A 22,551-nucleotide genomic window follows, 5' to 3' on the forward strand; every position below is an offset into this window, starting at 1 on the left:
GCAGATGAATATCAAGGCCGACTTCCCGACACTCATCGAAGAACTCGATTACGGAACCCCGGAATCGAAGGCGCAAAAGCAGGTTACGCTGATCGTCGACGGCCGCAGCATCAGCGTGCCGGAGGGTACGTCGATCATGCGCGCGGCGATGGAAGGCGGGGTCGAGATCCCAAAACTCTGCGCCACGGACATGCTGGACTCGTTCGGCTCCTGCCGCGTCTGCCTGGTCGAGATCGACGGGCGCGGCGGCACGCCGGCATCCTGCACGACCCCCGTCGGCGAAGGCATGGTGGTGCGCACGCAATCCGAGCGGCTCGACGCCATCCGCCGCGGTGTCATGGAGCTTTACGTCTCCGACCACCCGACCGGCTGGAACGAGAAGGCCGGCACCGGCGCCAGCGAGTTCGACGTTGTGGCGAAATCGGTCGGCCTGACCGAGAACCGCTTCGGCATCGAGGGCCGCAACCACGTCAAGCAGGAAAACGGCGTCGCGCCCGGCCATGGCTCGCTGGCGGTCGACTACATCGCCCGCGACGAGTCCAACCCATATTTCACCTATGATCCGGCGCAATGTATCGTCTGCTCGCGCTGCGTGCGGGCCTGCGAGGAGGTGCAGGGCACCTTCGCGCTGACGATCGAGGGCCGCGGTTTCGAATCGCGCATGGTCGCCGGCATGCACGAGGATTTCATCGCCTCCGAATGCGTATCCTGCGGCGCCTGCGTGCAGGCCTGTCCGACCGATGCGCTGCGTGAAAAGACCGTGCTTGAGAAAGGCATGCCCGAGCGCTCCGCCGTCACCACCTGCGCCTATTGCGGCGTCGGCTGCTCGTTCAAGGCCGAAGTGAAGGACGACGAAGTCATTCGCATGATGCCCTACAAGGACGGCAAGGCGAACCACGGCCACTCCTGCGTGAAGGGCCGTTTCGCCTATGGCTATGCGACCCACAAGGACCGCATCCTGTCGCCTATGATCCGGGAAAAGGTCAGCGATCCCTGGCGCGAGGTGAGTTGGGAAGAGGCCATCGCCCATACGGCCAAGGAATTCCGCCGTATCCAGTATCAATACGGCCGCACCTCGATCGGCGGCATCACGTCCTCGCGCTGCACGAATGAAGAGACCTATCTGGTGCAGAAGCTTGTGCGCCAAGGCTTCCGCAACAACAATGTCGACACCTGCGCCCGCGTCTGCCACTCGCCGACCGGCTACGGCCTCGGCCAGACCTATGGCACCTCGGCCGGCACGCAGGATTTCGATTCCGTCGACTTCACCGATGTCGCCGTCATCATCGGCGCCAATCCGGCTTCCGCGCACCCGGTGTTCGCCTCGCGGCTGAAAAAGCGGCTGCGCCAGGGCGCCAAGCTGATCGTGCTCGATCCGCGCCGCACCGAAATGGTCAAGTCGGCGCATATCGAGGCCGACTATCACCTGCCGCTGAAGCCCGGCACCAACGTGGCGGTGCTGACGGCGCTGGCGCATGTCATCGTTACCGAATGGCTTTTCGACGAAGCCTTCATCCGCGATCGCTGCGACTGGGCGGAGTTCCAGGATTGGGCTTCTTTCGTCGCCTTGCCGGAAAACAGCCCCGAAATCGTGGGCAAGCTGTCCGGCGTCGATCCCGAACTGATCCGAGGTGCTGCACGGCTCTATGCCAAGGGCGGCAATGGCGCGATTTATTACGGCCTCGGCGTGACCGAACACAGCCAGGGTTCGACCACGGTTATGGCTATCGCCAACCTCGCCATGGCGACAGGCAATATCGGCCGTCCCGGCGTCGGCGTGAACCCGCTGCGCGGCCAGAACAACGTGCAGGGTTCCTGCGACATGGGCTCGTTCCCGCATGAACTGCCGGGCTACCGCCACATCTCCGGCGAGGCCGTCCGCGACATCTATGAGAGCCTGTGGGGGGTGAAGCTCGACGACGAACCCGGCCTGCGCATCCCCAACATGCTGGATGCCGCCGTCGACGGCTCGTTCAAGGGCATCTACATCCAAGGCGAGGACATTCTGCAGTCGGACCCTGACACCAAGCATGTCGCGGCCGGCCTGGCGGCGATGGAATGCGTGGTCGTGCACGACCTGTTCCTCAACGAGACCGCCAACTACGCGCATGTCTTCCTGCCGGGCTCGACCTTCCTGGAGAAGGACGGCACTTTCACCAATGCCGAGCGCCGCATCAACATGGTGCGCAAGGTGCTGGAGCCGAAGGCGCGCTACGCCGACTGGGAAGCGACACAGGAGCTTGCCCGCGCGATCGGGCTGGACTGGAACTATCAGCATCCCTCCGAGATCATGGACGAGGTCGCCAAAACGACGCCGAGCTTCGCCGGCGTTTCCTTCGATCTGCTCGACCGCGTCGGATCCGTGCAATGGCCGTGCAACGAGAAGGCGCCGCTCGGCACCCCGATCATGCATGTCGACAGCTTCGTGCGCGGCAAGGGCAAGTTCATCCGCACCGAATATGTGGCGACCGACGAGCGGACCGGGCCGCGTTTCCCGTTGCTGCTGACCACCGGCCGCATCCTCAGCCAATACAATGTCGGTGCACAGACAAGGCGCACCGAAAACGTCATGTGGCACTCGGAAGACCGGCTGGAGATCCATCCGCACGATGCCGAGAACCGCGGCCTGCGCGATGGCGACTGGGTGCGGCTGACCAGCCGTTCGGGTGAGACGACGCTGCGTGCGCTGATTACCGACCGGGTGTCGCCGGGTGTGGTCTACACCACCTTCCACCATCCGGACACGCAAGCCAACGTCATCACCACCGACTTCTCCGATTGGGCGACCAATTGTCCGGAGTACAAGGTGACGGCGGTGCAGGTCGGCGCGTCGAACGGGCCTTCAGACTGGCAGCGCGACTATAACGAGCAGGCCGAGCAGAGCCGCCGCATCGCTCCGCTACAGGCGGCGGAGTAGTCTGGGTAGACTCGCCGCCGGAGGAAACAAGAGTGACTCAAAAGGAAGCCTACGAAAAGCTTCTGCGCCTATGTGAGAAGCAAGGCGCCGACCTGAACCAGTTTTTGTTCGATATCCAGGGACATGCTTCCGAGGAGGATTTCAACAACCTTCGCCGCATTGTCGCGTACATAATGGGCTACGGGCATCATAAGGCCTATGAATCCATCGCGCGCGATGTTCCGGAACTGACACCGGATTGGATGAAGGGACCCTGATGCGCTCCCGCCAGCCAATCAGCCAGACCTCTCGCCTCGCCCACCGTGCAAGTGGCACTGCGGCGGCCAACCGTATGGTGCCGGAGGAGACGCCGGTGGCGTTCTCCTTTGCCGGCACCACCCATGCGGTGATGATGGCGAGCCCGGCCGACTTCGAGGATTTTGCCCTTGGCTTCTCGCTGACCGAAGGCATCATCGCGTTGCCTGACGAGATCGAGGCGATCGAGGTCGAGGACCATGGCGCCGGGATCGACATCCAGATCCGGCTGAAGGACCAGGCCAATACACGCTTCGAGGCGCGACGCAGGCGGCTCGCCGGCCCGGTCGGCTGCGGGCTGTGCGGCATCGAATCCATCGAGGAAGCGATGCGCTCGGTCGACAAGGTTGGTGCATCAAAACTTACGCTTGATGCCAATGACATCACCCGTTCGGTGAAGCTTCTGTCGAAGGTGCAGCCGCTGCATTCGGAAACCGGCGCGGTGCATGCCGCGGGCTTCTACATTCCCGGCAAGGGCATCGTCATGGCGCGCGAGGATGTCGGCCGTCACAATGCGCTGGACAAACTGGCCGGCGCGCTGGCCAAGGCCGGCATCGACGGTGCATCGGGCGCGGTGGTGGTGACATCACGCGTCTCGGTCGAGATGGTGCAGAAGACGGCGGCGATCGGCTCGGCCTTCATCATAGCCGTCTCGGCGCCGACCGCCCTTGCCATCCGCACCGCTGAAGAAGCCGGTATGACACTGGTGGCGCTGGTGCGCGGCGACGATTTCGATGTTTTCACCCACCCGGAACGGGTGGTCTTGGGAGTTGCCCAGCATGTCGCATGACGAAGAACACATCACAAGCACCGCGGAAAAGCTGGTGCGCATGGCCAACCAGATCGCAGCCTTCTTTCATACCAGGCCGCGCGAGGAAGGCATTGCCGGCGTCGCCGAGCACATCAACAAGTTCTGGGAGCCCAGGATGCGGCGTCAGTTCTTCGAGATTCTGGACAGCGGCGGCGAAGGTTTCGACGAGCTTGTCGTCGTGGCCTCGGCCAGGATCAAGCGGCCGAAGACCGAGGAGCAGGCCGATGTGAGCATCGGCTACGTCCAACCCAAGGGTGCAGAGAGCGCCGCTCCCCAGAAATAGCCGATCGCCAGAATAACCGGGGCGAACGCGGTTCGGGTCGCCAGGCTATATTCCTGTCTTCTAAAGTTTGACTGCCGCATCCGGCAGGCGTCTGCTATGGTCGGCGATCAGAAATCGTCTGGCCGGGCGGGATGCAGTCGTGAGGCCGATCGAGACGCGGTATGCCCTCAGCGGCGACGTGCGGATCGCCTATCAGGTGGTCGGCCAGGGATCGTTCGATCTGGTTTTCGTGCCCGGCTTCATTTCCAATCTCGACCTGCATTGGGAAGACGAGGGCTATGCCAGGCTGTTAAAGCGGCTTTCAGCCTTCTCGCGGCTGATCCTGTTCGACAAGCGCGGCACCGGCCTGTCCGACCGCGTCGACCCACGCCATCTGCCGAGCCTCGAAACCCGGATGGATGATGTGCGCGCGGTGATGGATGCCACCGGCAGTGGCCGTGCGGCCTTGCTCGGCGCCTCGGAAGGCGCGCCGATGGCGATGCTGTTCGCGGCCACCTATCCGGAACGGACACGAGCGCTGGTGCTCTATGGCGGCTACGCGCATTTCCACAAATGGGTGATGTCGCCGGAGCGCCTCGAGGCCTTCATCGCGACGGCCGGCACGGAATGGGGCACGGGCGCCACACTGCCCAACTTCGCTCCCGGCCGGGTAGATGATGCGCATTTCACCCAGTGGTGGGCCCGCTTCGAGCGGCTGTCGGCCAGTCCGACGGCAGCGGCCGCTCTTGCCCGAATGAATGCCGGGATCGACGTGCGCGGCGTGCTTTCGGCGATCGGCGCACCGACTCTGCTCATCCATCGCCGCAACGACGCGCGGGTGGACCCCGGAGCCAGCCGCTTTCTGGCGAAAAACATCTCGAATGCGCGACTGGTCGAGGTCCCCGGGCGCGACCACCCGATCTGGACCGGCGATGTCGACCGGGTGGCCGACCTGATCGAGGAATTCCTGACCGGCGAGCGTGCCGTGGCCGAAGCGGAGCGCGTGCTTGCCGCTCTTCTGGCGACACGCATCTACGACACGGCGCGGGTTGGCGACCGCATGTGGAGCGAGCGCAGCGAGCGCTTCCAGGAGAGCTGGCGGCAGCTGGTCGGCCGTCATGGCGGACGCGTCGCCGGCATCCATGGCGAATTGATGATCTCGCGCTTCGACGGGCCGGCGCGGGCCATACGCTGCGCGGCGGCACTGCGCGATGCGGCGCAACATATGGGCATTGCAAGCGCCCAGGGCGCCCATGTCGGTGAGGTCGAAATGCGCGGGCCGCCGGTGGGGCTGATGGCACGGGTGACGATGCAGATCGCCGCCCATGCCGGGCGCGGCGATATTCTGGCGTCGCGGCTGGCCGCCGATCTGGCGGCGGGGTCCGGCCTGCATTTCATCGATGCCGGGCGTGTCACGGTGGATGAGCTGGACGAGCCGCTGGCGCTGGTCCAGGCAACGTCGGAACAGCACCTGGAGCCGGCCTGCCGCCCCAAGGCGAAACCCGCCGAGCCGGCTCAACTGACGGCGCGCGAAAGCGAGGTGGTGATCCTGATCGCCGACGGCAAGAGCAATGCCGCGATCGCCGCCGAGCTGAGGCTCAGCGAGCATACGGTCAAGCGTCATGTCGCCAACATATTGCTGAAGCTCGATTTGCCGTCACGGGCGGCGGCAGCGGCATTTTCCGCCAGGCAGGCTGGCCCGGACGGGCCATAGGGACCATGGCGCTTTCGGGCGAAGCGGCCAGGTGGGGTCGAGGCGTACCAATTCTCTCCATGCAGGCCAGGCGGATGTCGCCGGGAAAGGCACTGCGGATGGAGGATGCAATGCTGAAGTCAAACAGGTCGATCAAATCGCTGGTGATAGCGGCAGGCGTTGGCGCGCTGTTCACGATCGCTCCCGCCAGAGCCGAGGATGCGTCGGCGGCCGCCGCCTACAAGGACATCGAGGCGACGCTCGGCTCAGTGCCGGACATGTTCAAGACGCTGCCCGATGTCGCGGTTGCCGGCGCCTGGGCCGAGATCAAGGGTGTGCAGCTCAACCCCAAGACCGCGCTCGACGGCAAGACCAAGGAAATGCTGGGGCTGGCCGTCGCCTCGCAGATCCCCTGCCAGTACTGCATCTATTTCCACACCGAGGCCGCCAAGCTCAATGGCGCGACCGATGAGGAGATCAAGGAGGCGATCGCGATGGCGGCCATCGTGCGCCACTGGTCGACGATGCTCAACGGCAGCCAGGTCGATTTCGCGACCTTCAAACAACAGACCGACGGCGTGTTCGCAGCCGTCAAAGCCAAGTCGCAGTGAAAGAAAATGCCGAGCGGTGCGCCGGGCATTGCTTGTGATCATTCAACCGCCCGATCAACGGGCCATGGAGGAGAAGATGCTGACCAAGACGCAGAGCGTGGACGGCGCGGCGATCAAGAAAGCGATCGAAGGACGGGACGGCAGGATGCTCGCTAGCTTCTATGCCGACGACGCACTGGTGCGGGTGATCGACCGCAACAATCCGCCGAGCAAGCCGCGCGAGATCCGCGGCCGGGCGGCGATCAGCACCTTCTGGGACGACATCTGCAGCCGGGCGATGACCCACAAGGTCGACACCACCATCGCCGATGGCGACAATCTCGCCTTCACCCAGGCCTGCGCCTATCCGGACGGAACGAAAGTGTTCTGCGCGGCGATGCTGGAGCTGAAGAATGGGCGGATTGCACGACAGACCGTCGTGCAGGCCTGGGACGAGTAGTTCCACCGCGGAAAGATCAACCGTGGTTTGGGCCGCAAAACTGGAGGAGACAAAAATGTTCAGCGCCAGATGGCAGATCGACGCCAAGTTCGGGCACAAGCAGACCGTGCTCGACCTGTTGAAGAAATGGGAACGCGAGATCGGCTCTCAGGTCGGCATTGCCGATCTCGAGTTCCAGATCATGACCGGTTCGGTCGGAGCTCGGGAAGCGACGGTCGAATCGCATCATCAGGTCGAAAGCCTTGCCCAGCTGGAGGGATTCTTCGCCAGGATCGGCAAGATCGACGCGCACGCCAAATGGGGCAAGGAGATGGAGCCCTACGTCGTTTCAGGCACCAACCTTTGGAACATCTACCGCATCGTGGAGTAGCCGTGGCAGGTGCAGCAGTTTTCGGCCATCAGTTGCGGCGGCCGAAACTCGTCCGCTGCCCGGAAAACCGCCCTTCCCTGGCCGATCCGGCAGCCGCGACACGTGCCGGCTGATTGGGCAATGTGGCCTGCTTGGCGAGGGCCGCCGCTATCAAGGCGTCGGCCTGGCGCGCGCGCTGGTCCGCGCCGGCATCTCCGGCAGGGTTGCCTGCCACGGCGGAGGTCGACATCCGCCGGCGGGGTTTGAAAGCAAGATAGAGAAGCAACGCGCCGAGCAGTCCAGCCCCAATGACGATCGTCAAACGCGTGCCGGTCATGCCGGTGCGTTCGATCTGGGTGGGGTTGGCGGGGTTCTGGACGACGGTGAGCTTGTCGCCGACCTGCGGTTCGCGGGCACCGTTCTTGTTCAGCTCCATCGTGGCCTCGACGGCGTCGGCGCCGGTGCCGACGCGCAAGGTGCCGGTGAATTTCTGGGTCACCTTCCACTCTTTGTCAGCATGAACCGTCTTGAACGCATCCACCAGTTCGCACGGGATCGTGGCGGTGCTGACGGTCTTGTAGACAATCTTGTGGGCGGTCGATTCCATGTCGCATTCGACATTGACCGCGAGGATTTCAGCAGGCGCCTCGGGCCAGCCGCTCTTCTTGATCATGTCCTTGCCGCCGAACACAGCGATCAGCAGACAGAAGCCGCCAATGAGTACCAGCTTGATCTTGGTCGTGTTCATGCGCAAACCCCTCGCCGCGCGGTTTCCCGGCAAGAGGCTGCTCGTTCAGGTTGAATATTCAGTAAATCGTGAACTCCCGCCGTACCGCAAAGGTAACTCACGCTTAGTATACAGAAAACGCGGTGGCGAATATTTTAGAGATAGTGGCGGCCTCTACCCATGCGCCACCATCACATGACGAACGGCGGTATAATCCTCCAGCGCATAGAGAGACATGTCCTTGCCGTAGCCGGACTGCTTCAGCCCGCCATGCGGCATCTCGTTGGTCAGCATGAAATGGGTGTTGATCCAGGTGCAGCCATATTGCAGACGGGCGGCCGTCGCCATGGCGCGCGAGACGTTCTTGGTCCACACCGAGGATGCCAGGCCGTAGTCGCTGTCATTGGCCCAGTTCACAGCTTCATCGACTTCGGAGAAGCGGGTGATGGAAACGACCGGGCCGAACACTTCGCGGCGCACGATCTCGTCTTCCTGCAGCGCGCCGGCAACCACCGTCGGCTGGTAGTAGAAGCCGGTGCCTACGCCCGGCTTGCCGCCGGTGGTGATCTCGATGTGCTTCAGTTCCGAAGCGCGCTCGACGAAGCTCGACACGCGATCGCGCTGGCGGCGCGAGATCAGCGGCCCGATCTCGTTTTCGGTGTCATCGGGCTGGTTGTATTTGATGGTCGAGACGGCAGATGAGAGATCGGCGACGAGCTTGTCGTAGATCTTCTTGCCGGCATAGATGCGGCAGGCGGCTGTACAATCCTGCCCGGCATTGTAGTAGCCGAAAGCGCGCAGGCCGTTGACCACGGCGCCGAGGTCGGCGTCGTCGAAAACGATGACCGGCGCCTTGCCACCGAGTTCCAGATGCGTGCGCTTGACCGACTTGGCGGCGGCCTGCAGCACCTTCTTGCCCGTGGCGACGTCGCCGGTGATCGAAATCATGTTGACCTTGGCGTGATTAATCAGCGTGTTGCCAACGCTGTCGCCGCGGCCGAGCACGACATTGACGACGCCCTCGGGCAGAACCTCGGCCAGGATCCTGGCCAGCTTCAGCGCCGTCAGCGGCGTCTGCTCCGACGGCTTGAAGACGACGGTGTTGCCGCCGGCAATGGCCGGCGCCAGCTTCCAGGCCATCATCATCAGTGGATAGTTCCACGGCGCGATGGAAGCGACAATGCCGATCGGATCGCGCCGCACCATCGAGGTGTGGCCGGGAATGTATTCGCCGGCGACCACGCCCGGCATCGAACGCACAGCGCCGGCAAAGAAACGATAGCAGTCGACGATCGCCGGGATCTCGTCATTGAGCACGGCGTTGATCGGCTTGCCGCAATTCAGCGCCTCGAGCGCCGCGAACTCCCGCGCGTTGGCCTCGATGCGGTCGGCGATCTTGAGAAGATAGCCGGAGCGCTGCGCCGGCGTTGTGCGTGACCACAAGACGAACGCTCGCCCGGCGGCAGTAACAGCCGCCTCGATCTGCGCCTGGTTTGCTTCAGGCAGGTTGAGAATGGTCGCCCCGGTCTTTGGATTCAGAATCGGCTCCTCGGTCTCGGTGCCGTTCTCGAACTTCGAGCCGATCAGCATCTGGGTGTCCATGCAGGTTCTCCTCGGTCAGGAGCGAGTAGCGAATAGCGAGTAGCGAATAGGGCTGGTCGTGCAATCTCCCCTATTCGCTATTCGCTACTCCCTATTCGCTGTTCTTCATTTGCCCGAACCGGCGATCTGGTCGCCGTCGCGGGTCAGGTAATAGGCGGCAAGGATGGGCAGCAGCGTCACCAGCACCACGACCATGGCGACGACATTGGTGACCGGACGCTGGCGTGGGCGGATCAGCTCTTCCAGCATCCAGATCGGCACGGTCTGCTGCTGGCCGGCGGTGAAGGTGGTGACGATGACCTCGTCGAAGGAGAGCGCGAAGGCGAGCATCCCCCCGGCAAGCAGAGCGGTGGCGATGTTGGGCAGCACGACGTGCCGGAAGGTCTGGAAGCCGTCGGCGCCGAGATCCATCGAGGCCTCGATCATTGAGCCGGAAGTGCAGCGGAAACGGGCGACCGCATTGTTGTAGACGACGACAACGCAGAAGGTGGCGTGGCCGAGCACGATCGTCCAGAACGAGAACGGGATGTCGGCTAGCGAGAAGGCCGAGCGCAACGCGATGCCGGTGATGATGCCGGGCAGCGCGATCGGCAGGATGACGAGCAGCGAGATCGTCTCGCGGCCGAAGAATTTCGTACGTGACACGGCGGCGGCGCACAGCGTGCCCAGTATCAAGGCAATCGCGGTCGAGATGGCGGCGACACGGACCGAAAGCGACAGCGCCTGCCAGACATCCGGCCGGTTCCAGGTGACGGCGAACCATTGTGTGGTCAGCCCCGGCGGCGGCCAGACGAAGCTCTTCTCTTCCGTGGTGAAGGCGTAGACGAAGATCAACAAGATCGGCAGATGCAGGAACAGCAGGCCGCAGGCGGCAGCGATCTTGAGGCCGAGCGGAGCGGATTGCGAACCGTCAGAGCGCATCGAAGGCCCCCATGCGCTTGGCGCCCCAGAGATAGAAACCCATGATGACGATGGGCACGACGGTGAAGGCTGCGGCGAGCGGGATGTTGCCGGCTGTGCCTTGCTGCGAATAGACGGCCTGCCCGATGAACAGCCGCGATGTGCCGATGATCTGTGGGATGATGTAGTCGCCCAGCGTCAGCGAGAAGGTGAAGATCGAGCCGGCGACGATGCCGGGCAGCGCCAGCGGGAACAGCACGTTGCGGAAGGTCTGGCCCGGCGATGCGCCGAGATCGGAGGAGGCCTCGACCAGATTGCCGGGCACGCGCTCCAATGCCGCCTGCACCGGCAGGATCATGAACGGCAGCCAGACATAGACGAAAGCGATGAAGGTGCCGGTGGCGGAGACCGACAAAGAGTTGCCGCCGACGACCGGCAGCGACAGCCAGCCATCGAGCACCCAGAGCAGATGCAATTTGGCGAGCAGCCAGGTCAAAATGCCTTCCTTGGCGAGGATCAGCTTCCAGGCGTAGATCTTGACGAGGTAACTCGACCATAGCGGCAGCATGATTCCGAGATAGAACAGCGCCTTCCAGCGGCCGCGGGCATAGCGCGCCGCATAATAGGCGATCGGGAAGGCGATGACGGCCGAGGCCAGCGTGACCAGCACCGCCATCGTCACCGTGCGCAGGATGATGTCGAGATTGGCGGGCTGGAACAGGTCGCCATAGGTCTTCAGCGTGAATTCGTGGTTGATGAGGCCGGAGAACTCGTCGATCGAAAAAAAGCTCTGCGCCAGAAGTGCGAACAACGAGCCGATATAGACAACGCCGAGCCATAGAACCGGCGGCAGCAGCATGAGGAACAGCAGCAGTTGCGGCTTGCGCCAGAAAAGGTCCGACAGTGCGCCGCGCATGCCACCGCTGCCGGGCAGGATGGCGGGGGCGGAGGTTGAGTTGAGCGCGGCGATGGTCATGGGGCGACCGCGTGCTGAAGGAACCCTGAGAAGCCGCGTTCCTTCACACCCCCCTCTGTCCTGCCGGACATCTCCCCCTCAAGGGGGGAGATCAGCAGTTTCGCTGCCTCGCCAAATCCCCAACGTTGAAGATTGGCGAAACCGGGAGGAACAGCCAATCTCCCCGCTTGAGGGGGAGATGTCCGGCAGGACAGAGGGGGGTGCTTGGCGCAAACCTCAATCATGCCGGCTCGTCCATCAAATGCAAATGCTCGCGGTTGAACGTCAGCACCACCGCTTCGCCTTCCGCCGGCAGCTTTGTCCCGGCCGGTACGATGGCGTGCAGCCTCAACCCGTCGGCGTCGAGCGCCAGCTTGGTCGTAGCGCCGAGATAGTTGGTTCCGACCAGGCGCGCGGCGACGCCCTCGCCTTTGGCGGCGCGGCCGATGCGGATGGATTCGGGACGCAGGCTGCCCCAGCGGTGCTGGCCGGAATAGCTCTGGACGAAGTCCGGCGGCAGTACGTTGGAGGAGCCGACGAAATCGGCGACGAAGCGGGTCTTCGGCCGCTGATAGATGTCTTCCGGCGTGCCGATCTGCATGATCTTGCCGTCATTGAAGACGGCGACGCGGTCGGCCATCGACAGCGCTTCGCCCTGGTCGTGGGTGACGAAGACGAAGGTGATGCCGAGCGCCTTCTGCAGCGACTTCAGCTCTTCCTGCATGTTCTCGCGCAGCTTGAGGTCGAGCGCGCCGAGCGGCTCGTCGAGCAAAAGCACCTTGGGCTGGTTGACCAGCGCACGGGCCAGCGCGACGCGCTGGCGCTGGCCGCCGGAGAGCTGGCCGGGACGGCGGGCGCCATAGCCGGGAAGCCGCACCAGTGACAATGCCTCTTCCGCCGCCTTCTGCCGCTGCGGCTTGGCGATGCCCTTGACCATCAGCCCGTAGGCGACATTGTCCAGCACGTTCAAATGCGGGAACAGCGCGTAGTCCTGGAACACCGTGTTGACGTTGCGGCGATAGGGCGGCACGCCCTCGGCGCGGTCGCCGAAGATCGAGATCGAGCCCGAGGTCGGCTGCTCGAAGCCGGCGATGAGGCGCAGGCAGGTCGTCTTGCCGGACCCCGACGGACCGAGCATGGCGAAGAACTCGCCCGGCACGATATCGAGATCGACCGCATCGACGGCGCGCACGCTGCCGAAATGGCGAGAGACTTTCTGGAAGGAAACGGCCGATGTCATGGGCTGTCCGTCTGTTGCCGGTTTGTGTTTCGTCGAAATAGCTCTTGCGCCACCAATCAGGCCAGCGGGCACGGCACTTCACCTCCCCCTCGATGGGGGAGGTCGCGGCGAAGCCGCGGGTGGGGTGACTAGCACCGGACGTCAGCGCTGCCCCCACCCCGACGCTGCGCGTCGACCCTCCCCACAAGGGGGAGGGTTAAGGGAGCTCACCGCCCGCCGATGACGCCGATATAGTCGGACACCCAGCGGTAGTAAGGCACGCACTGGTCGTTCTGGGTTGCGCACTTGGAGACCGGGGTCTTCCAGAACTTGATCTTGTCGAAGTTCTCGTAGCCGTTGGTCTTGCAGCCTTCCTCGCCGAGCAGCTCGTTGCCCTTGCAGGCAGCGGGCACCACGGGGAGCGAGCCGAACCAGGCCGAGACGTCGCCCTGGACCTTGGGCGACAGCGAATGCTCAAGCCACATATAGGCGCAGTTGGGATGCGCGGCGTCGGCCTCCATCATGGTGGTGTCGGCCCAGCCGGTGACGCCTTCTTCCGGCACGGTCGAGGCGACCGGCTTCTTGGCGGCAACCAGCGTGTTGACCTGGTAAGGCCACGAACCGGAAGCGACGACGCCTTCGTTCTGGAAATCGTCGACCTGGATGGCGGCGTCATGCCAGTAGCGGCCGACCAGCGTCCGCTGAACACGCAGCAGCTCGAGCGCTGCCTTGTACTGGTCTTCGTTCAATTCGTACGGGTCCTTGATGCCGAGTTCCGGCTTGTGGAACATCAAATAGTTGGCGGCGTCGGCGATGTGGATCGGGCCGTCATAGGCCTGGACGCGGCCCTTGTTGGACTTGCCGTCCGGCAGGTTCATTTCCTCGAAGACGACGTTCCAGCTCTTGGGCGCTTCCTTGAAGACATCGGTGTTGTACATCAGGATGTTCGGGCCCCACTGATAGGGAACGCCGTAATGCACCTTGTCGACGGTGAACCAGGGCGCATCCTTCAGACGGTCGTCTACCGCCTTCCAGCTCGGGATGAGATCGGTGTTGATCGGCTGCACGCGCTTGCCGGCAACGAGGCGCAGCGATGCGTCACCCGAAGCGGTGACTAGATCGAACCCACCCTCATTCATCAGCGAGACCATCTCGTCGGAGGTGTTCGCGGTCTTGACGTTGACCTTGCAGCCGCTCTCCTTCTCGAAGGAGGTCACCCAGTCATAGCCCTTGTCGGTTTCGCCGCGCTCGATGTACCCCGGCCAGGCAACGATGCTGACCTCCCCTTCGCCCTTGCCAAGTTCCTTGACCTGGGCGACGGCCTGACCGGAAAAGGTCAGCGCGACCGTCAAGGCGGTGCACGTCTTCAGGAATGAATTCATCGTCAATCTCCCATTTTGGCGCCTGACTGCGAAGTGAGTCGCCGCCGCGGTCAGCCGCAGGCTGAAAAGCGTCAGTTCATCCGATGGCACGTTGCCGCTCTGATGGCGGCTTTCGTCCCTGACATGAAAAGTGCTCGGAAAATTCCGGTTTCGCAAATTCATTTATCAGAAACGCGATATCGGTTTTTCCGATAGATAACCACGCACCCTATCAACGCTGCTGGCGTACCATACGCTGCGACTGGGCAAGGCCGATGAAGTCGCGCGACGCCTGCGGCAGACCGGAGCCGCGGCGCCAGACCATGCCGACCTGGACGACCGGCAGGGAACCCGAAATGTCGCGCGATTCGATGCGGTCGCCTTCCAGCGACCACGGCCGGTAGACTAGGTCGGGCAGCAACGCCACGCCCGCACCTGTGGCGACGAGGCTGCGAACGGCTTCGACCGAGCGGGTGCGAAAGGCGACATGCGGCCTGGCGCCGATCGCCGCCAGAAGCTTGCCGGTGTTCTCCTCGATCTCGTCGACGGTCAGCATGATCAGCGGCTCGCCGGCAATGTCGCCTATGCCGATAATGTCGGCGCTGGCCAGCTTGTGGCCGAGCGGGACCCACAGCCGGTAGGCCGAGACCTCGAGGATTTCCGACTGCAGAGCGGTGCGGTCGCGCAAATTGGAGGTGACCATGACGGCAATGTCGAGCTTGCCGCCGATCAGCAGATGTTCGAGATAGTCGCCATTGTCCTCGATGGCCGAGACATCGACGCCGGGATAGGCGCGGCGGTAGCGCGCCAGCAGATCGGACAGCACATAGCCCGCGACCAGCGAGGTGACGCCGAGCTGCAGCCGCCCGCCGGCCACCACCTGGTCGTCGGAAAAAGCGCGGCGCGCGTCGGAGACGTCGGCCAGGATCTTGGTCGCATGGCGCAGGAACTGGTGGCCTTTGTGGGTAATGTTGAGGCCACGCGGATGGCGCTCGAACAATTCGACGCCGAGATCGCTCTCCAGCTCCTTGATCGCCTCGGTGACCGAGGATTGCGAGATGGAGAGGTTTTGTGCGGCGCCCGACACCGTGCCTTGCTCGGCGACGGCAATGAAGAACTGCAGCTGGCGGATGGTGAAAGCCATGGCCGGACTAAACACCGGCGCGCCGGGGAAGGAAAGCCGAAGGCGGAGCTTATACCCATACGGCTTGAGGCGCCTCCTGGTCAGCCGAACCCGAGGCGCCGCCGGCAGGCAGGACCGTAGCGAAGCGCGAGCATGAACGCCGTCTCCAGCGCCAAAACGATGACGATGATGCGAAAGCCGATGGCATAGGAATCCCGGCCGCTGCCGCGCATAAGGTAGCCGGTGACGAGGAAGCCGGTGTTCCATAGCGTGGCGCCGAGCAGCGTCGCCGCCGCGAAGGGCAAGAGTGGAAGACGGAGCGCGCCGGCCGCGATCGGCAGATAGTTGCGAACCGTCGGGATGAACTGCGCCAGCAAGGAGACCCGGACATGATGGCGGCGGTAGGCCTGACCAAGCTTGCTGTAGGTCGCATAGCGCAAGCAGACATATTTGCCGAAACGCTCGACCAGCCTGTCGGCACGATCCAATCCAATCCTACGGCCCACACTATACCAGACAAGGCAGCCTGTGATGGCGGACAGCGTCGTCACCAGAAGCAGGATCGCCAGCGCCAGGAGATCGGAGGCTGCCGTCATGCCGAGGAACAGCAGCAGCACATGCGAGGGCGGCAGCGGCAGGATCTTTTCAGTGAAGGCGAGACAGCCGACACCAAGCAGGCCGAAGCCCAGGATCGCCGACAGTGGATCAGTCATGCGAAGCGCCAGTCATAGGTTTTGAGGTTCTTGATCCTGGACACCTTATACACCGTCATACACCGTCGCCGGCGGAAAGTTGCGGAATGTCCGGCCAAGCCGGGTCCGCTTCCAGGTCGGAGCGCGCAAGCGTCCAGGAAAGACAAGGCATCGTTTGCAGCACGGTGGCCTCATTGCTGATGCGGGCGATTCGCCCGGCCCGCATTTCGACGAGGCGCTGTTTGCGGCTGCCAAGTTGCATGGACATTGCGAAGAGCGGGATGATTGAAAAAAGCAATTTTTCACCAGAACGACATCTTATGCGGCCGGCGACGCGGCGCGCATGATGCACAACATCGCCTTCGTGGTATCGGGTGGCGGCATGGGCCGGGATCGCGGCGCGCCAGTCGCCGGTGTTTGGCTAGGCCGCAGCGATGCTGAGGCGCGCTCCAGCCTCGGCAAGTGCCGAGGCAATGTCGCGCGGCGGCGGCTGGTCGGTGGCGAGTTCGGAAAAACCGTCGAAGCCGCAGACCTGGACCAGACCCTGGCGACCGAACTTGGTGTGGTCGGTGATGACCAGCGAGCGCTGGCCGCGCGACAGCACCATGCGGGCGAACTCCGCCTCTTCCAGATCGTAGTCGGCAAGGCCTGCGGCGGCATCGACGGCGCCGATCGAAATCACCGCATGGCTGACCGAGAAGCGGCTGACGAAATCGATCGCCGAGGCGCCGAAGGCGGCCCCGGAATCGCTGCGCAATTCGCCCCCGGCCATATAGACCTTGTTGCCGTTGACGGTGGCCAGCGTGCGGGCGATATCGGACGAGTTGGTGACGACCGTCAGCCGCCGGTGGCCGAGCAGTTCGCGGGCCAGGAACGAGGTCGTGGTGCCGGTGTCCAGCATGACCGATTCACCGTCGCGAATGGTGGCAGCGACCATGCGGGCGATCAGCCGCTTGGCCTCGGCATTGTCGCGCATGCGCCGCTCGAAGGGCGCTTCGCCGGCCATCGACGGCAGGCCGATGGCGCCATGCATCTTGAGCACCGAGCCATTGCCGGTCAGTGGCTTGACATCCCGGCGCACCGTTTCAAGCGAAACCCCCAGCCGGTCGGCGAGGCTGGCAATGGTGACGGTGCCCTCTTCCTTGAGGAGGCGGAGGATTTCGCCATGCCGTTTCGAATGGATCATGTGGCTTCCTGATTTGCGGCCTGCCCGGTTTTAGGGCAATGCCGCCGTTTTTAAAGGAATTGCTCGTGGTTTCGGGCAAAACACCCAAAAAAAGTCACAACATTTCATTGACAGTTAGGTAGCACTGGCGTGACATTGATGGCGTGACAGCTTCGGAACTGCCACGGGAGGGTGATGGCAGAGCCGCAATTCACGGACCGGACCGTCTGGCCAGACCGTCTGGGTTTGAACTGGCACAAAAGTTTCTCAAATCCGCGGGGGCGGAGACCGGGTATCAAAACCTGGCCAGAGGGGCTCGTCGGTGCGGCGCGGGATAGGAGTTCCTGCGTCCCGCACCGACGAGATTTTTTGCGTTTCCCAACGCTCGTTGCGCGGCGCATGGCGCCCAAGAAAGCTCCGCAAAAGTCAGGGATGGTCCCGTGACTGCTGAAGACCGCATCCGGGCCTTGCCCTGCTGGAATGGCAGCATCGACATTGCGCCGCTGCCGGGCGGCCTCAGCAACGCCAACTATCTGGTCAAGGACGCGGCCGGGCGGCATGTCGTGCGCTTCGGCCAGGACTATCCATTTCACCACGTCTTTCGCGACCGCGAGGTGATGACGGCCCGCGCGGCGCACGCCGCAGGCTTCGCGCCGGCGGTCCGCCATTCCGAACCCGGCATCATGGTCACGGAATTTCTCGGCGCGAAAACCTATGTTGCCGAGGACGTGCGCGCCAATATCGGCCGCGTCGCAGCCCTTATGCGCGGGTTCCATCGCGAGATGCCCAATCACATCTCCGGCGCCGGCTTCATGTTCTGGGTCTTCCATGTCATCCGCGACTATGCGCGAACGCTGAGCGAAGGCGGCAGCCGCAAGCGCGACGAGCTGCCCAGGCTGCTGGCTCTGGCCGACGAGTTGGAGCGGGCCCAGAAACTGCTGCCGATCGTCTTCGGCCACAATGATCTTTTGCCGGCAAATATTCTCGACGATGGCGACAGGTTGTGGCTCATCGATTTCGAATATGCCGGTTTCAACACCGCGATGTTCGATCTTGCCGGCGTTGCCTCCAACGCCGAGATGAGCGACGCGGAGTCCTTCACTTTCCTCACGGCGTATTTCATGCGCGAGCCGGATGAGGCGATCCGCCGCTCGCACGCGGCCATGCAATGCGCCTCGCTGCTGCGCGAGGCGATGTGGAGCATGGTTTCCGAACTTTACCTCGACGCGCCCGGCATCGACTACGTCGCCTACACCGCGGAGAACCTGACGCGGCTCGACGGGGCGCTGGACAATTACCGCACGAAGTACGGGACACAGTCATGACATTGCCTACACATGCCGGCATCGTCGTCATCGGCGGCGGCATTATCGGCTGTTCGACGGCCTATCACCTGGCGCGCGACCACAAGGCCGATGTCGTGCTGCTGGAACAGGGCAAGCTGACCTCGGGTTCGACCTGGCATGCGGCCGGGCTGGTCGGCCAGTTGCGCTCGTCGGCCTCGATCACCCGCGTGCTCAAATATTCGGTCGAGCTCTACAAGGGACTGGAAGCCGAAACCGGGCTCGCTACCGGCTGGAAGATGACCGGGTGCCTCAGGCTTGCGACCAATGCCGACCGCTGGACCGAATATAAACGGCTGGCGACGACGGCCAGGAGCTTCGGCATGGACATGCAGTTGCTGTCGCCGGGGGAGGTCAAAAAGATGTGGCCGCTGCTGGAGACCGGCGACCTCGTCGGCGCCTCCTGGCTGCCGACCGATGGGCAGGCCAGCCCCTCCGACATCACGCAGTCGCTGGCCAAGGGCGCGCGCATGCATGGCGCCAAGCTGTTCGAGGACGTCCGCGTTACCGGCTTTGACATGACGGACGGGCACATCACCGCGGTGAAGACCAACAAGGGCGACATTGCTTGCGACAAGGTGGTGAACTGCGCCGGGCAATGGGCACGCCAGGTCGGCGCGATGGCCGGCATTTCCGTGCCGCTGCAACCGGTCAAGCACCAGTACATCATCACCGAGAAGATCGACGGGCTGGCGACCGACGCGCCGACAATCCGCGATCCCGACCGCCGTACCTATTTCAAGGAAGAGGTCGGCGGGCTGGTGATGGGCGGCTATGAGCCGAACCCGCAGGCCTGGGCGACCGGCCTGCCCGGCGGCGATGTCCCCGATGACTGGGAGTTCCGCCTGTTCGACGACGACTACGATCATTTCGAACAGCATATGAGCCAGGCGATCGCGCGCGTGCCGGCGCTGGAGACGGTCGGCGTCAAGCAGATGATCAACGGGCCGGAGAGTTTTACGCCGGACGGCAATTTCATCCTCGGTGTCGCGCCCGAATGCGCCAACATGTTCGTCGGCGCCGGCTTCAACGCCTTCGGCATCGCTTCCGGCGGCGGCGCCGGCTGGGTGCTGGCGCAATGGGTTGTCGATGGTGAAGCGCCGCTCGACCTTTGGGTGGTCGACATCAGGCGCTTTTCCAATTTGCACCGCGACCGGCAATGGGTCAGCGATCGCACGCTGGAAGCCTATGGCAAGCATTACACGATCGGCTTTCCGCATGAGGAGTACGTCTCGGGCCGGCCGCGCATCGTCTCGCCGCTCTATGACCGGCTGAAAGAACATCGCGCGGTGTTCGGCTCCAAGCTCGGCTGGGAACGGCCGAACTGGTTCGCGCCGCAGGGCGCCACATCCGAAGACATTTATTCCATGGGCCGGCAGAACTGGTTTGGCCCGGTCGGCGAGGAGCATCGCCATGTTCGCGAGAAAGTCGGCATCTTCGACCAGTCGTCCTTCGCCAAATACGAAATGACGGGTTCGGATGCGGCTAAGGCGCTGGACTGGATCTGCGCCAACGATGTCGCCAAGCCGGTGGGACGGCTGACCTACACGCAGCTTCTCAACACGCGCGGCGGCATCGAGGCCGATTTGACGGTGGCCAGGCTCGCCGAAGACAAATTCTACATCGTGACCGGCACCGGCTTCCGCACGCATGATCTCTCCTGGATCGGCGACCATGTCGGCAAGGGTCTCGACGTGACGCTGAAAGATGTCACTGAGGATTTCGGCACGCTGTCACTGATGGGACCGCGGGCCCGCGACGTTCTGGCTGCCGTGACCGATGCCGATGTCTCGAACGCCGCCTTCCCGTTCGGCCATATCCGCGAGATCACGACTGCCGGTCATACGGTTCGGGCGCTGCGCGTCACCTATGTCGGCGAGCTCGGCTGGGAATTGCATGTGCCGATCGCCGCCACCGGCGAGATTTTCGACGCATTGATGGCCGCCGGCAAGCCGCACGGCATCCGGCCGATAGGCTATCGGGCGCTGGAATCACTTCGGCTGGAGAAAGGCTACCGCGCCTGGGGCTCCGACATCACCCCTAACGACACGCCTCAGGAGGCCGGCCTCGGCTGGGCGGTGAAGCTGAGGAAGAACACCGATTTCGTCGGCCGGCGGGCGCTCGAAAAGATCAGCGGCGCCGACCTGAAGAAACGCTTTGCCGGCTTCACGGTCGACGATCCCGATATCGTGCTGGTCGGGCGCGAGACGATTTTGCGCAATGGCGAACCGGTCGGCTATCTCACCAGCGGCGGTTATGGCTACACGCTGGCTAAGAACATCGGCTATGGCTATGTCCGCAACGCCGATGGCGTCAGCGACGATTTTCTCAGCTCAGGGGACTATGAGCTGGTGGTCGCGATGGAACGGACGCCGGCCAACATTCATCTCGAACCGATGTACGATTCTTCGATGAGCAGGATCAAGGCGTAGACGAAACCTGGATTAGCTCACACGGAGTACAAGGCCGCGGCTGGGCACGGTGTCAGCCTCGCCCGGCATCGAAACATAAGGCGCAGTCTCCTCGGCACGACCGACCCTGCCCTCAGCCTCGAGCGCAGCGATGCGATCGGCAAAGCCGGCGTTCCACAGCGTGTTCTTGATGGTCAGCACGATGACGCCACCGGGACGGCAGACGCGGATCAGTTCGTCCAGTCCCTCGGCGCCGACATGGCCGGAGGTGAAAACGCCGGCTGAGACGATGCCGGCATAGGCATTGTCGGCAAAGGGCAGTGGCCCGCCGAGCGCCAGGCAATGCAGCGCCGAATAGACGCCCTTTGCCGCCGCTTTAGACAGCATGCCTTGCGAAATATCGAGCGCTTCGACCTGGGGATAGCCGGTGATGGCCAGCCACTCGCCGATCAGCCCGGTGCCGGCGCCTGCGTCGAGAAGCGGTGCGGCGCCGCGCGGCAGATGGCGGGCCAGCAGGGCCAGGCAGATCGTCGGATGGCGGTAGCCGGCGGCCGACATGTCGGCATCGTAGGTTTCCGACCAACTGTCATAGATCGCGGCGACGTCCTCGGGCCGTTGCGCCGCATAGGCGGCGCCAAGCCCGCCATGATCCTTGTTGCCCGCCATGGCTGTTTCTCCGCCAGCTCGCTGCTCACCCTCGATCGGGATGATAGCCAAACGGCGAAAACTGTGGAACCGTTGTCGCAAGAAATAACACGCCAGGGGCAACAGGCATGGGGACCGACGAGGCACGCGCAACACTTGCGGCGATTCCGGCATTGGCGGGCTATGACGGACCGCTGGAGCGGCTCGGCGGGATGACCAATCTCGTCTTTCGGGCCGGCGATATCTGCCTGCGTATCCCCGGCAAAGGCACGGAGGAATATATCAACCGCGCCAATGAAGCGGTGGCGGCGCGTGAGGCGGCCAAAGCCGGCGTCAGCCCCGAAGTGCTGCATGTCGACCCTGCGACAGGCGTGCTGGCGAGCCGCTTCGTTGCCGGCGCCGTGACGATGTCGCCGGAAAAATTCAAGCTGCGCGCCGGCAGCCCGGCCCGCGCCGGCGAAGCCTTCCGCAGGCTGCACGCGTCCGGTGCGGTGTTTCCGTTCCGCTTCGAGCTGTTTGCAATGATCGACGACTATCTCAAGGTCTTGTCGACCAAGGACGTCGCCTTGCCGCCGGGCTACCACGACGTGGTGCGCGAATCCGACACCGTGCGTGCCGCCCTTGCTGCCCATAGACTGCCGATTGCCGCCTGCCATTGCGATCCACTGTGCGAGAATTTTCTCGATACGGGCGAGCGGATGTGGATCATCGACTGGGAATATTCGGGGATGAATGACCCGCTCTGGGACCTCGGCGACCTCTCGGTCGAAGGCCGGTTCGACACCACGCAAGAGGAAGAGATGATGCGCGCCTATTTCGGCGGCGAGGCAAAACCGGCCGAGCGCGGCCGCGTCGTTATCTACAAGGCGATGTGCGACCTGTTGTGGACGTTGTGGGGGCTGATCCAGCTTGCCAACAACAACCCGGTCGAGGACTTCCGCGCCTATGCCGACGGCCGCTTCGCCAGTTGCAAGGCGCTGATGGAAACGCCTGAGTTTTCACGGCATCTGGCGGCGGTGCGCCAAGGTTAGG

The 22,551-nt window shown here is 63.6% G+C and carries 22 protein-coding genes; 11 read left to right on the plus strand and 11 right to left on the minus strand.

The features are described 5' to 3' along the window. The first annotated feature begins 4 nt into the window (after nt 1-4). The 8 genes from fdhF (at nt 5) to NKJ64_RS00675 (ending at nt 7,397) form a co-directional block, all read left to right on the plus strand. Entirely contained in the window at nt 5-2,917 is a 2,913-nt protein-coding gene (gene fdhF / locus NKJ64_RS00640) for a formate dehydrogenase subunit alpha (protein ID WP_352461758.1), read from the plus strand. A 32-nt stretch (nt 2,918-2,949) separates the two neighbouring features. Further along, on the plus strand, nt 2,950-3,174 hold the full coding sequence (locus NKJ64_RS00645; protein WP_023828553.1) for a hypothetical protein: 225 nt from the start codon (nt 2,950-2,952) through the stop codon (nt 3,172-3,174). After that, nucleotides 3,174-4,001 (plus strand): formate dehydrogenase accessory sulfurtransferase FdhD, encoded by an 828-nt coding sequence (gene fdhD / locus NKJ64_RS00650; protein ID WP_031202807.1) that lies wholly within the window; start codon nt 3,174-3,176, stop codon nt 3,999-4,001. Before NKJ64_RS00645 ends, fdhD begins: the two co-directional genes overlap by 1 nt. Beyond that, nucleotides 3,991-4,305, plus strand: coding sequence for a formate dehydrogenase subunit delta (locus NKJ64_RS00655; protein ID WP_352461760.1), 315 nt, complete (start codon nt 3,991-3,993; stop codon nt 4,303-4,305). The genes fdhD and NKJ64_RS00655 overlap by 11 nt, the downstream gene beginning before the upstream one ends. A 139-nt stretch (nt 4,306-4,444) precedes the next feature. Beyond that, nucleotides 4,445-5,998, plus strand: coding sequence for an alpha/beta fold hydrolase (locus NKJ64_RS00660; RefSeq protein WP_352461762.1), 1,554 nt, complete (start codon nt 4,445-4,447; stop codon nt 5,996-5,998). A gap of 110 nt (nt 5,999-6,108) precedes the next feature. Continuing rightward, on the plus strand, nt 6,109-6,588 hold the full coding sequence (locus tag NKJ64_RS00665) for a carboxymuconolactone decarboxylase family protein (protein WP_352461764.1): 480 nt from the start codon (nt 6,109-6,111) through the stop codon (nt 6,586-6,588). A 76-nt stretch (nt 6,589-6,664) separates the two neighbouring features. Further along, entirely contained in the window at nt 6,665-7,027 is a 363-nt protein-coding gene (locus tag NKJ64_RS00670) for a nuclear transport factor 2 family protein (protein ID WP_023688799.1), read from the plus strand. Between the two features lie 55 nt (nt 7,028-7,082). Beyond that, nucleotides 7,083-7,397 carry a hypothetical protein gene (locus NKJ64_RS00675; protein WP_352461766.1) on the plus strand — a complete coding sequence of 105 codons (315 nt, stop codon included), beginning with the start codon at nt 7,083-7,085 and terminating at the stop codon, nt 7,395-7,397. 28 nt (nt 7,398-7,425) lie between these two features. On the opposite strand, the gene NKJ64_RS00680 is transcribed toward NKJ64_RS00675, so the two are convergent. From NKJ64_RS00680 to NKJ64_RS00725, 10 genes are all read right to left on the minus strand, one after another. Further along, entirely contained in the window at nt 7,426-8,124 is a 699-nt protein-coding gene (locus tag NKJ64_RS00680; RefSeq protein WP_023673418.1) for a DUF3592 domain-containing protein, read from the minus strand. 153 nt (nt 8,125-8,277) lie between these two features. After that, nucleotides 8,278-9,705: a gamma-aminobutyraldehyde dehydrogenase gene (locus NKJ64_RS00685; RefSeq protein WP_352461768.1), complete on the minus strand. Its 1,428-nt coding sequence runs from the start codon at nt 9,703-9,705 to the stop codon at nt 8,278-8,280. Nucleotides 9,706-9,810: 105 nt separating this feature from the next. Next, nucleotides 9,811-10,626, minus strand: coding sequence for an ABC transporter permease (locus NKJ64_RS00690; RefSeq protein ID WP_352461770.1), 816 nt, complete (start codon nt 10,624-10,626; stop codon nt 9,811-9,813). After that, nucleotides 10,616-11,581, minus strand: a complete 966-nt coding sequence (locus NKJ64_RS00695) for an ABC transporter permease (RefSeq protein WP_023685099.1) — start codon at nt 11,579-11,581, stop codon at nt 10,616-10,618. Before NKJ64_RS00695 ends, NKJ64_RS00690 begins: the two co-directional genes overlap by 11 nt. 220 nt (nt 11,582-11,801) lie before the next feature. Beyond that, entirely contained in the window at nt 11,802-12,800 is a 999-nt protein-coding gene (locus tag NKJ64_RS00700) for an ABC transporter ATP-binding protein (RefSeq protein WP_352461772.1), read from the minus strand. A gap of 206 nt (nt 12,801-13,006) precedes the next feature. Further along, nucleotides 13,007-14,161 (minus strand): ABC transporter substrate-binding protein, encoded by a 1,155-nt coding sequence (locus NKJ64_RS00705; RefSeq protein ID WP_023692632.1) that lies wholly within the window; start codon nt 14,159-14,161, stop codon nt 13,007-13,009. A 211-nt stretch (nt 14,162-14,372) separates the two neighbouring features. Beyond that, complete coding sequence (locus NKJ64_RS00710; RefSeq protein ID WP_023673412.1) at nt 14,373-15,284, minus strand: LysR family transcriptional regulator; 912 nt, start codon at nt 15,282-15,284, stop codon at nt 14,373-14,375. Between the two features lie 80 nt (nt 15,285-15,364). Next, nucleotides 15,365-15,976: a DedA family protein gene (locus tag NKJ64_RS00715; RefSeq protein WP_023692634.1), complete on the minus strand. Its 612-nt coding sequence runs from the start codon at nt 15,974-15,976 to the stop codon at nt 15,365-15,367. Between the two features lie 55 nt (nt 15,977-16,031). Then, complete coding sequence (locus tag NKJ64_RS00720) at nt 16,032-16,307, minus strand: hypothetical protein (protein WP_352461775.1); 276 nt, start codon at nt 16,305-16,307, stop codon at nt 16,032-16,034. A 69-nt stretch (nt 16,308-16,376) separates the two neighbouring features. Next, the gene (locus tag NKJ64_RS00725; RefSeq protein WP_023685103.1) at nt 16,377-17,141 is read right to left on the minus strand and encodes a DeoR/GlpR family DNA-binding transcription regulator; all 765 of its coding nucleotides are present in this window, start codon (nt 17,139-17,141) and stop codon (nt 16,377-16,379) included. 419 nt (nt 17,142-17,560) lie between these two features. Here NKJ64_RS00725 and NKJ64_RS00730 point away from each other — a divergent pair, with 419 nt between their 5' ends. Continuing rightward, nucleotides 17,561-18,445 carry a phosphotransferase family protein gene (locus NKJ64_RS00730; RefSeq protein WP_023826525.1) on the plus strand — a complete coding sequence of 295 codons (885 nt, stop codon included), beginning with the start codon at nt 17,561-17,563 and terminating at the stop codon, nt 18,443-18,445. Then, nucleotides 18,442-20,895 carry a GcvT family protein gene (locus tag NKJ64_RS00735; RefSeq protein WP_352461777.1) on the plus strand — a complete coding sequence of 818 codons (2,454 nt, stop codon included), beginning with the start codon at nt 18,442-18,444 and terminating at the stop codon, nt 20,893-20,895. Before NKJ64_RS00730 ends, NKJ64_RS00735 begins: the two co-directional genes overlap by 4 nt. Nucleotides 20,896-20,907: 12 nt before the next feature. On the opposite strand, the gene NKJ64_RS00740 is transcribed toward NKJ64_RS00735, so the two are convergent. Further along, nucleotides 20,908-21,540 (minus strand): class I SAM-dependent DNA methyltransferase, encoded by a 633-nt coding sequence (locus tag NKJ64_RS00740; RefSeq protein ID WP_023826523.1) that lies wholly within the window; start codon nt 21,538-21,540, stop codon nt 20,908-20,910. Nucleotides 21,541-21,647: 107 nt separating this feature from the next. Here NKJ64_RS00740 and NKJ64_RS00745 point away from each other — a divergent pair, with 107 nt between their 5' ends. Next, a complete protein-coding gene (locus NKJ64_RS00745) occupies nt 21,648-22,550 on the plus strand; it encodes a phosphotransferase (protein WP_352461779.1) in 903 nt (300 codons plus the stop codon). Nucleotide 22,551: the final 1 nt, after the last annotated feature.

Source organism: Mesorhizobium sp. M0062 (assembly GCF_040323125.1).
Classification (GTDB): domain Bacteria; phylum Pseudomonadota; class Alphaproteobacteria; order Rhizobiales; family Rhizobiaceae; genus Mesorhizobium.

What these genes read in the sequence shown, in the direction of transcription:
- fdhF (WP_352461758.1), top strand. Translation starts at nt 5, where the DNA reads ATGAATATCAAGGCCGACTTCCCGACACTCATCGAAGAACTCGATTAC.
- fdhD (WP_031202807.1), top strand. Translation starts at nt 3,174, where the DNA reads ATGCGCTCCCGCCAGCCAATCAGCCAGACCTCTCGCCTCGCCCACCGT.
- NKJ64_RS00655 (WP_352461760.1), top strand. Translation starts at nt 3,991, where the DNA reads ATGTCGCATGACGAAGAACACATCACAAGCACCGCGGAAAAGCTGGTG.
- NKJ64_RS00665 (WP_352461764.1), top strand. Translation starts at nt 6,109, where the DNA reads ATGCTGAAGTCAAACAGGTCGATCAAATCGCTGGTGATAGCGGCAGGC.
- NKJ64_RS00670 (WP_023688799.1), top strand. Translation starts at nt 6,665, where the DNA reads ATGCTGACCAAGACGCAGAGCGTGGACGGCGCGGCGATCAAGAAAGCG.
- NKJ64_RS00675 (WP_352461766.1), top strand. Translation starts at nt 7,083, where the DNA reads ATGTTCAGCGCCAGATGGCAGATCGACGCCAAGTTCGGGCACAAGCAG.
- NKJ64_RS00680 (WP_023673418.1), bottom strand. Translation starts at nt 8,124, where the DNA reads ATGAACACGACCAAGATCAAGCTGGTACTCATTGGCGGCTTCTGTCTG.
- NKJ64_RS00685 (WP_352461768.1), bottom strand. Translation starts at nt 9,705, where the DNA reads ATGGACACCCAGATGCTGATCGGCTCGAAGTTCGAGAACGGCACCGAG.
- NKJ64_RS00690 (WP_352461770.1), bottom strand. Translation starts at nt 10,626, where the DNA reads ATGCGCTCTGACGGTTCGCAATCCGCTCCGCTCGGCCTCAAGATCGCT.
- NKJ64_RS00695 (WP_023685099.1), bottom strand. Translation starts at nt 11,581, where the DNA reads ATGACCATCGCCGCGCTCAACTCAACCTCCGCCCCCGCCATCCTGCCC.
- NKJ64_RS00700 (WP_352461772.1), bottom strand. Translation starts at nt 12,800, where the DNA reads ATGACATCGGCCGTTTCCTTCCAGAAAGTCTCTCGCCATTTCGGCAGC.
- NKJ64_RS00705 (WP_023692632.1), bottom strand. Translation starts at nt 14,161, where the DNA reads ATGAATTCATTCCTGAAGACGTGCACCGCCTTGACGGTCGCGCTGACC.
- NKJ64_RS00710 (WP_023673412.1), bottom strand. Translation starts at nt 15,284, where the DNA reads ATGGCTTTCACCATCCGCCAGCTGCAGTTCTTCATTGCCGTCGCCGAG.
- NKJ64_RS00715 (WP_023692634.1), bottom strand. Translation starts at nt 15,976, where the DNA reads ATGACTGATCCACTGTCGGCGATCCTGGGCTTCGGCCTGCTTGGTGTC.
- NKJ64_RS00725 (WP_023685103.1), bottom strand. Translation starts at nt 17,141, where the DNA reads ATGATCCATTCGAAACGGCATGGCGAAATCCTCCGCCTCCTCAAGGAA.
- NKJ64_RS00735 (WP_352461777.1), top strand. Translation starts at nt 18,442, where the DNA reads ATGACATTGCCTACACATGCCGGCATCGTCGTCATCGGCGGCGGCATT.
- NKJ64_RS00740 (WP_023826523.1), bottom strand. Translation starts at nt 21,540, where the DNA reads ATGGCGGGCAACAAGGATCATGGCGGGCTTGGCGCCGCCTATGCGGCG.
- NKJ64_RS00745 (WP_352461779.1), top strand. Translation starts at nt 21,648, where the DNA reads ATGGGGACCGACGAGGCACGCGCAACACTTGCGGCGATTCCGGCATTG.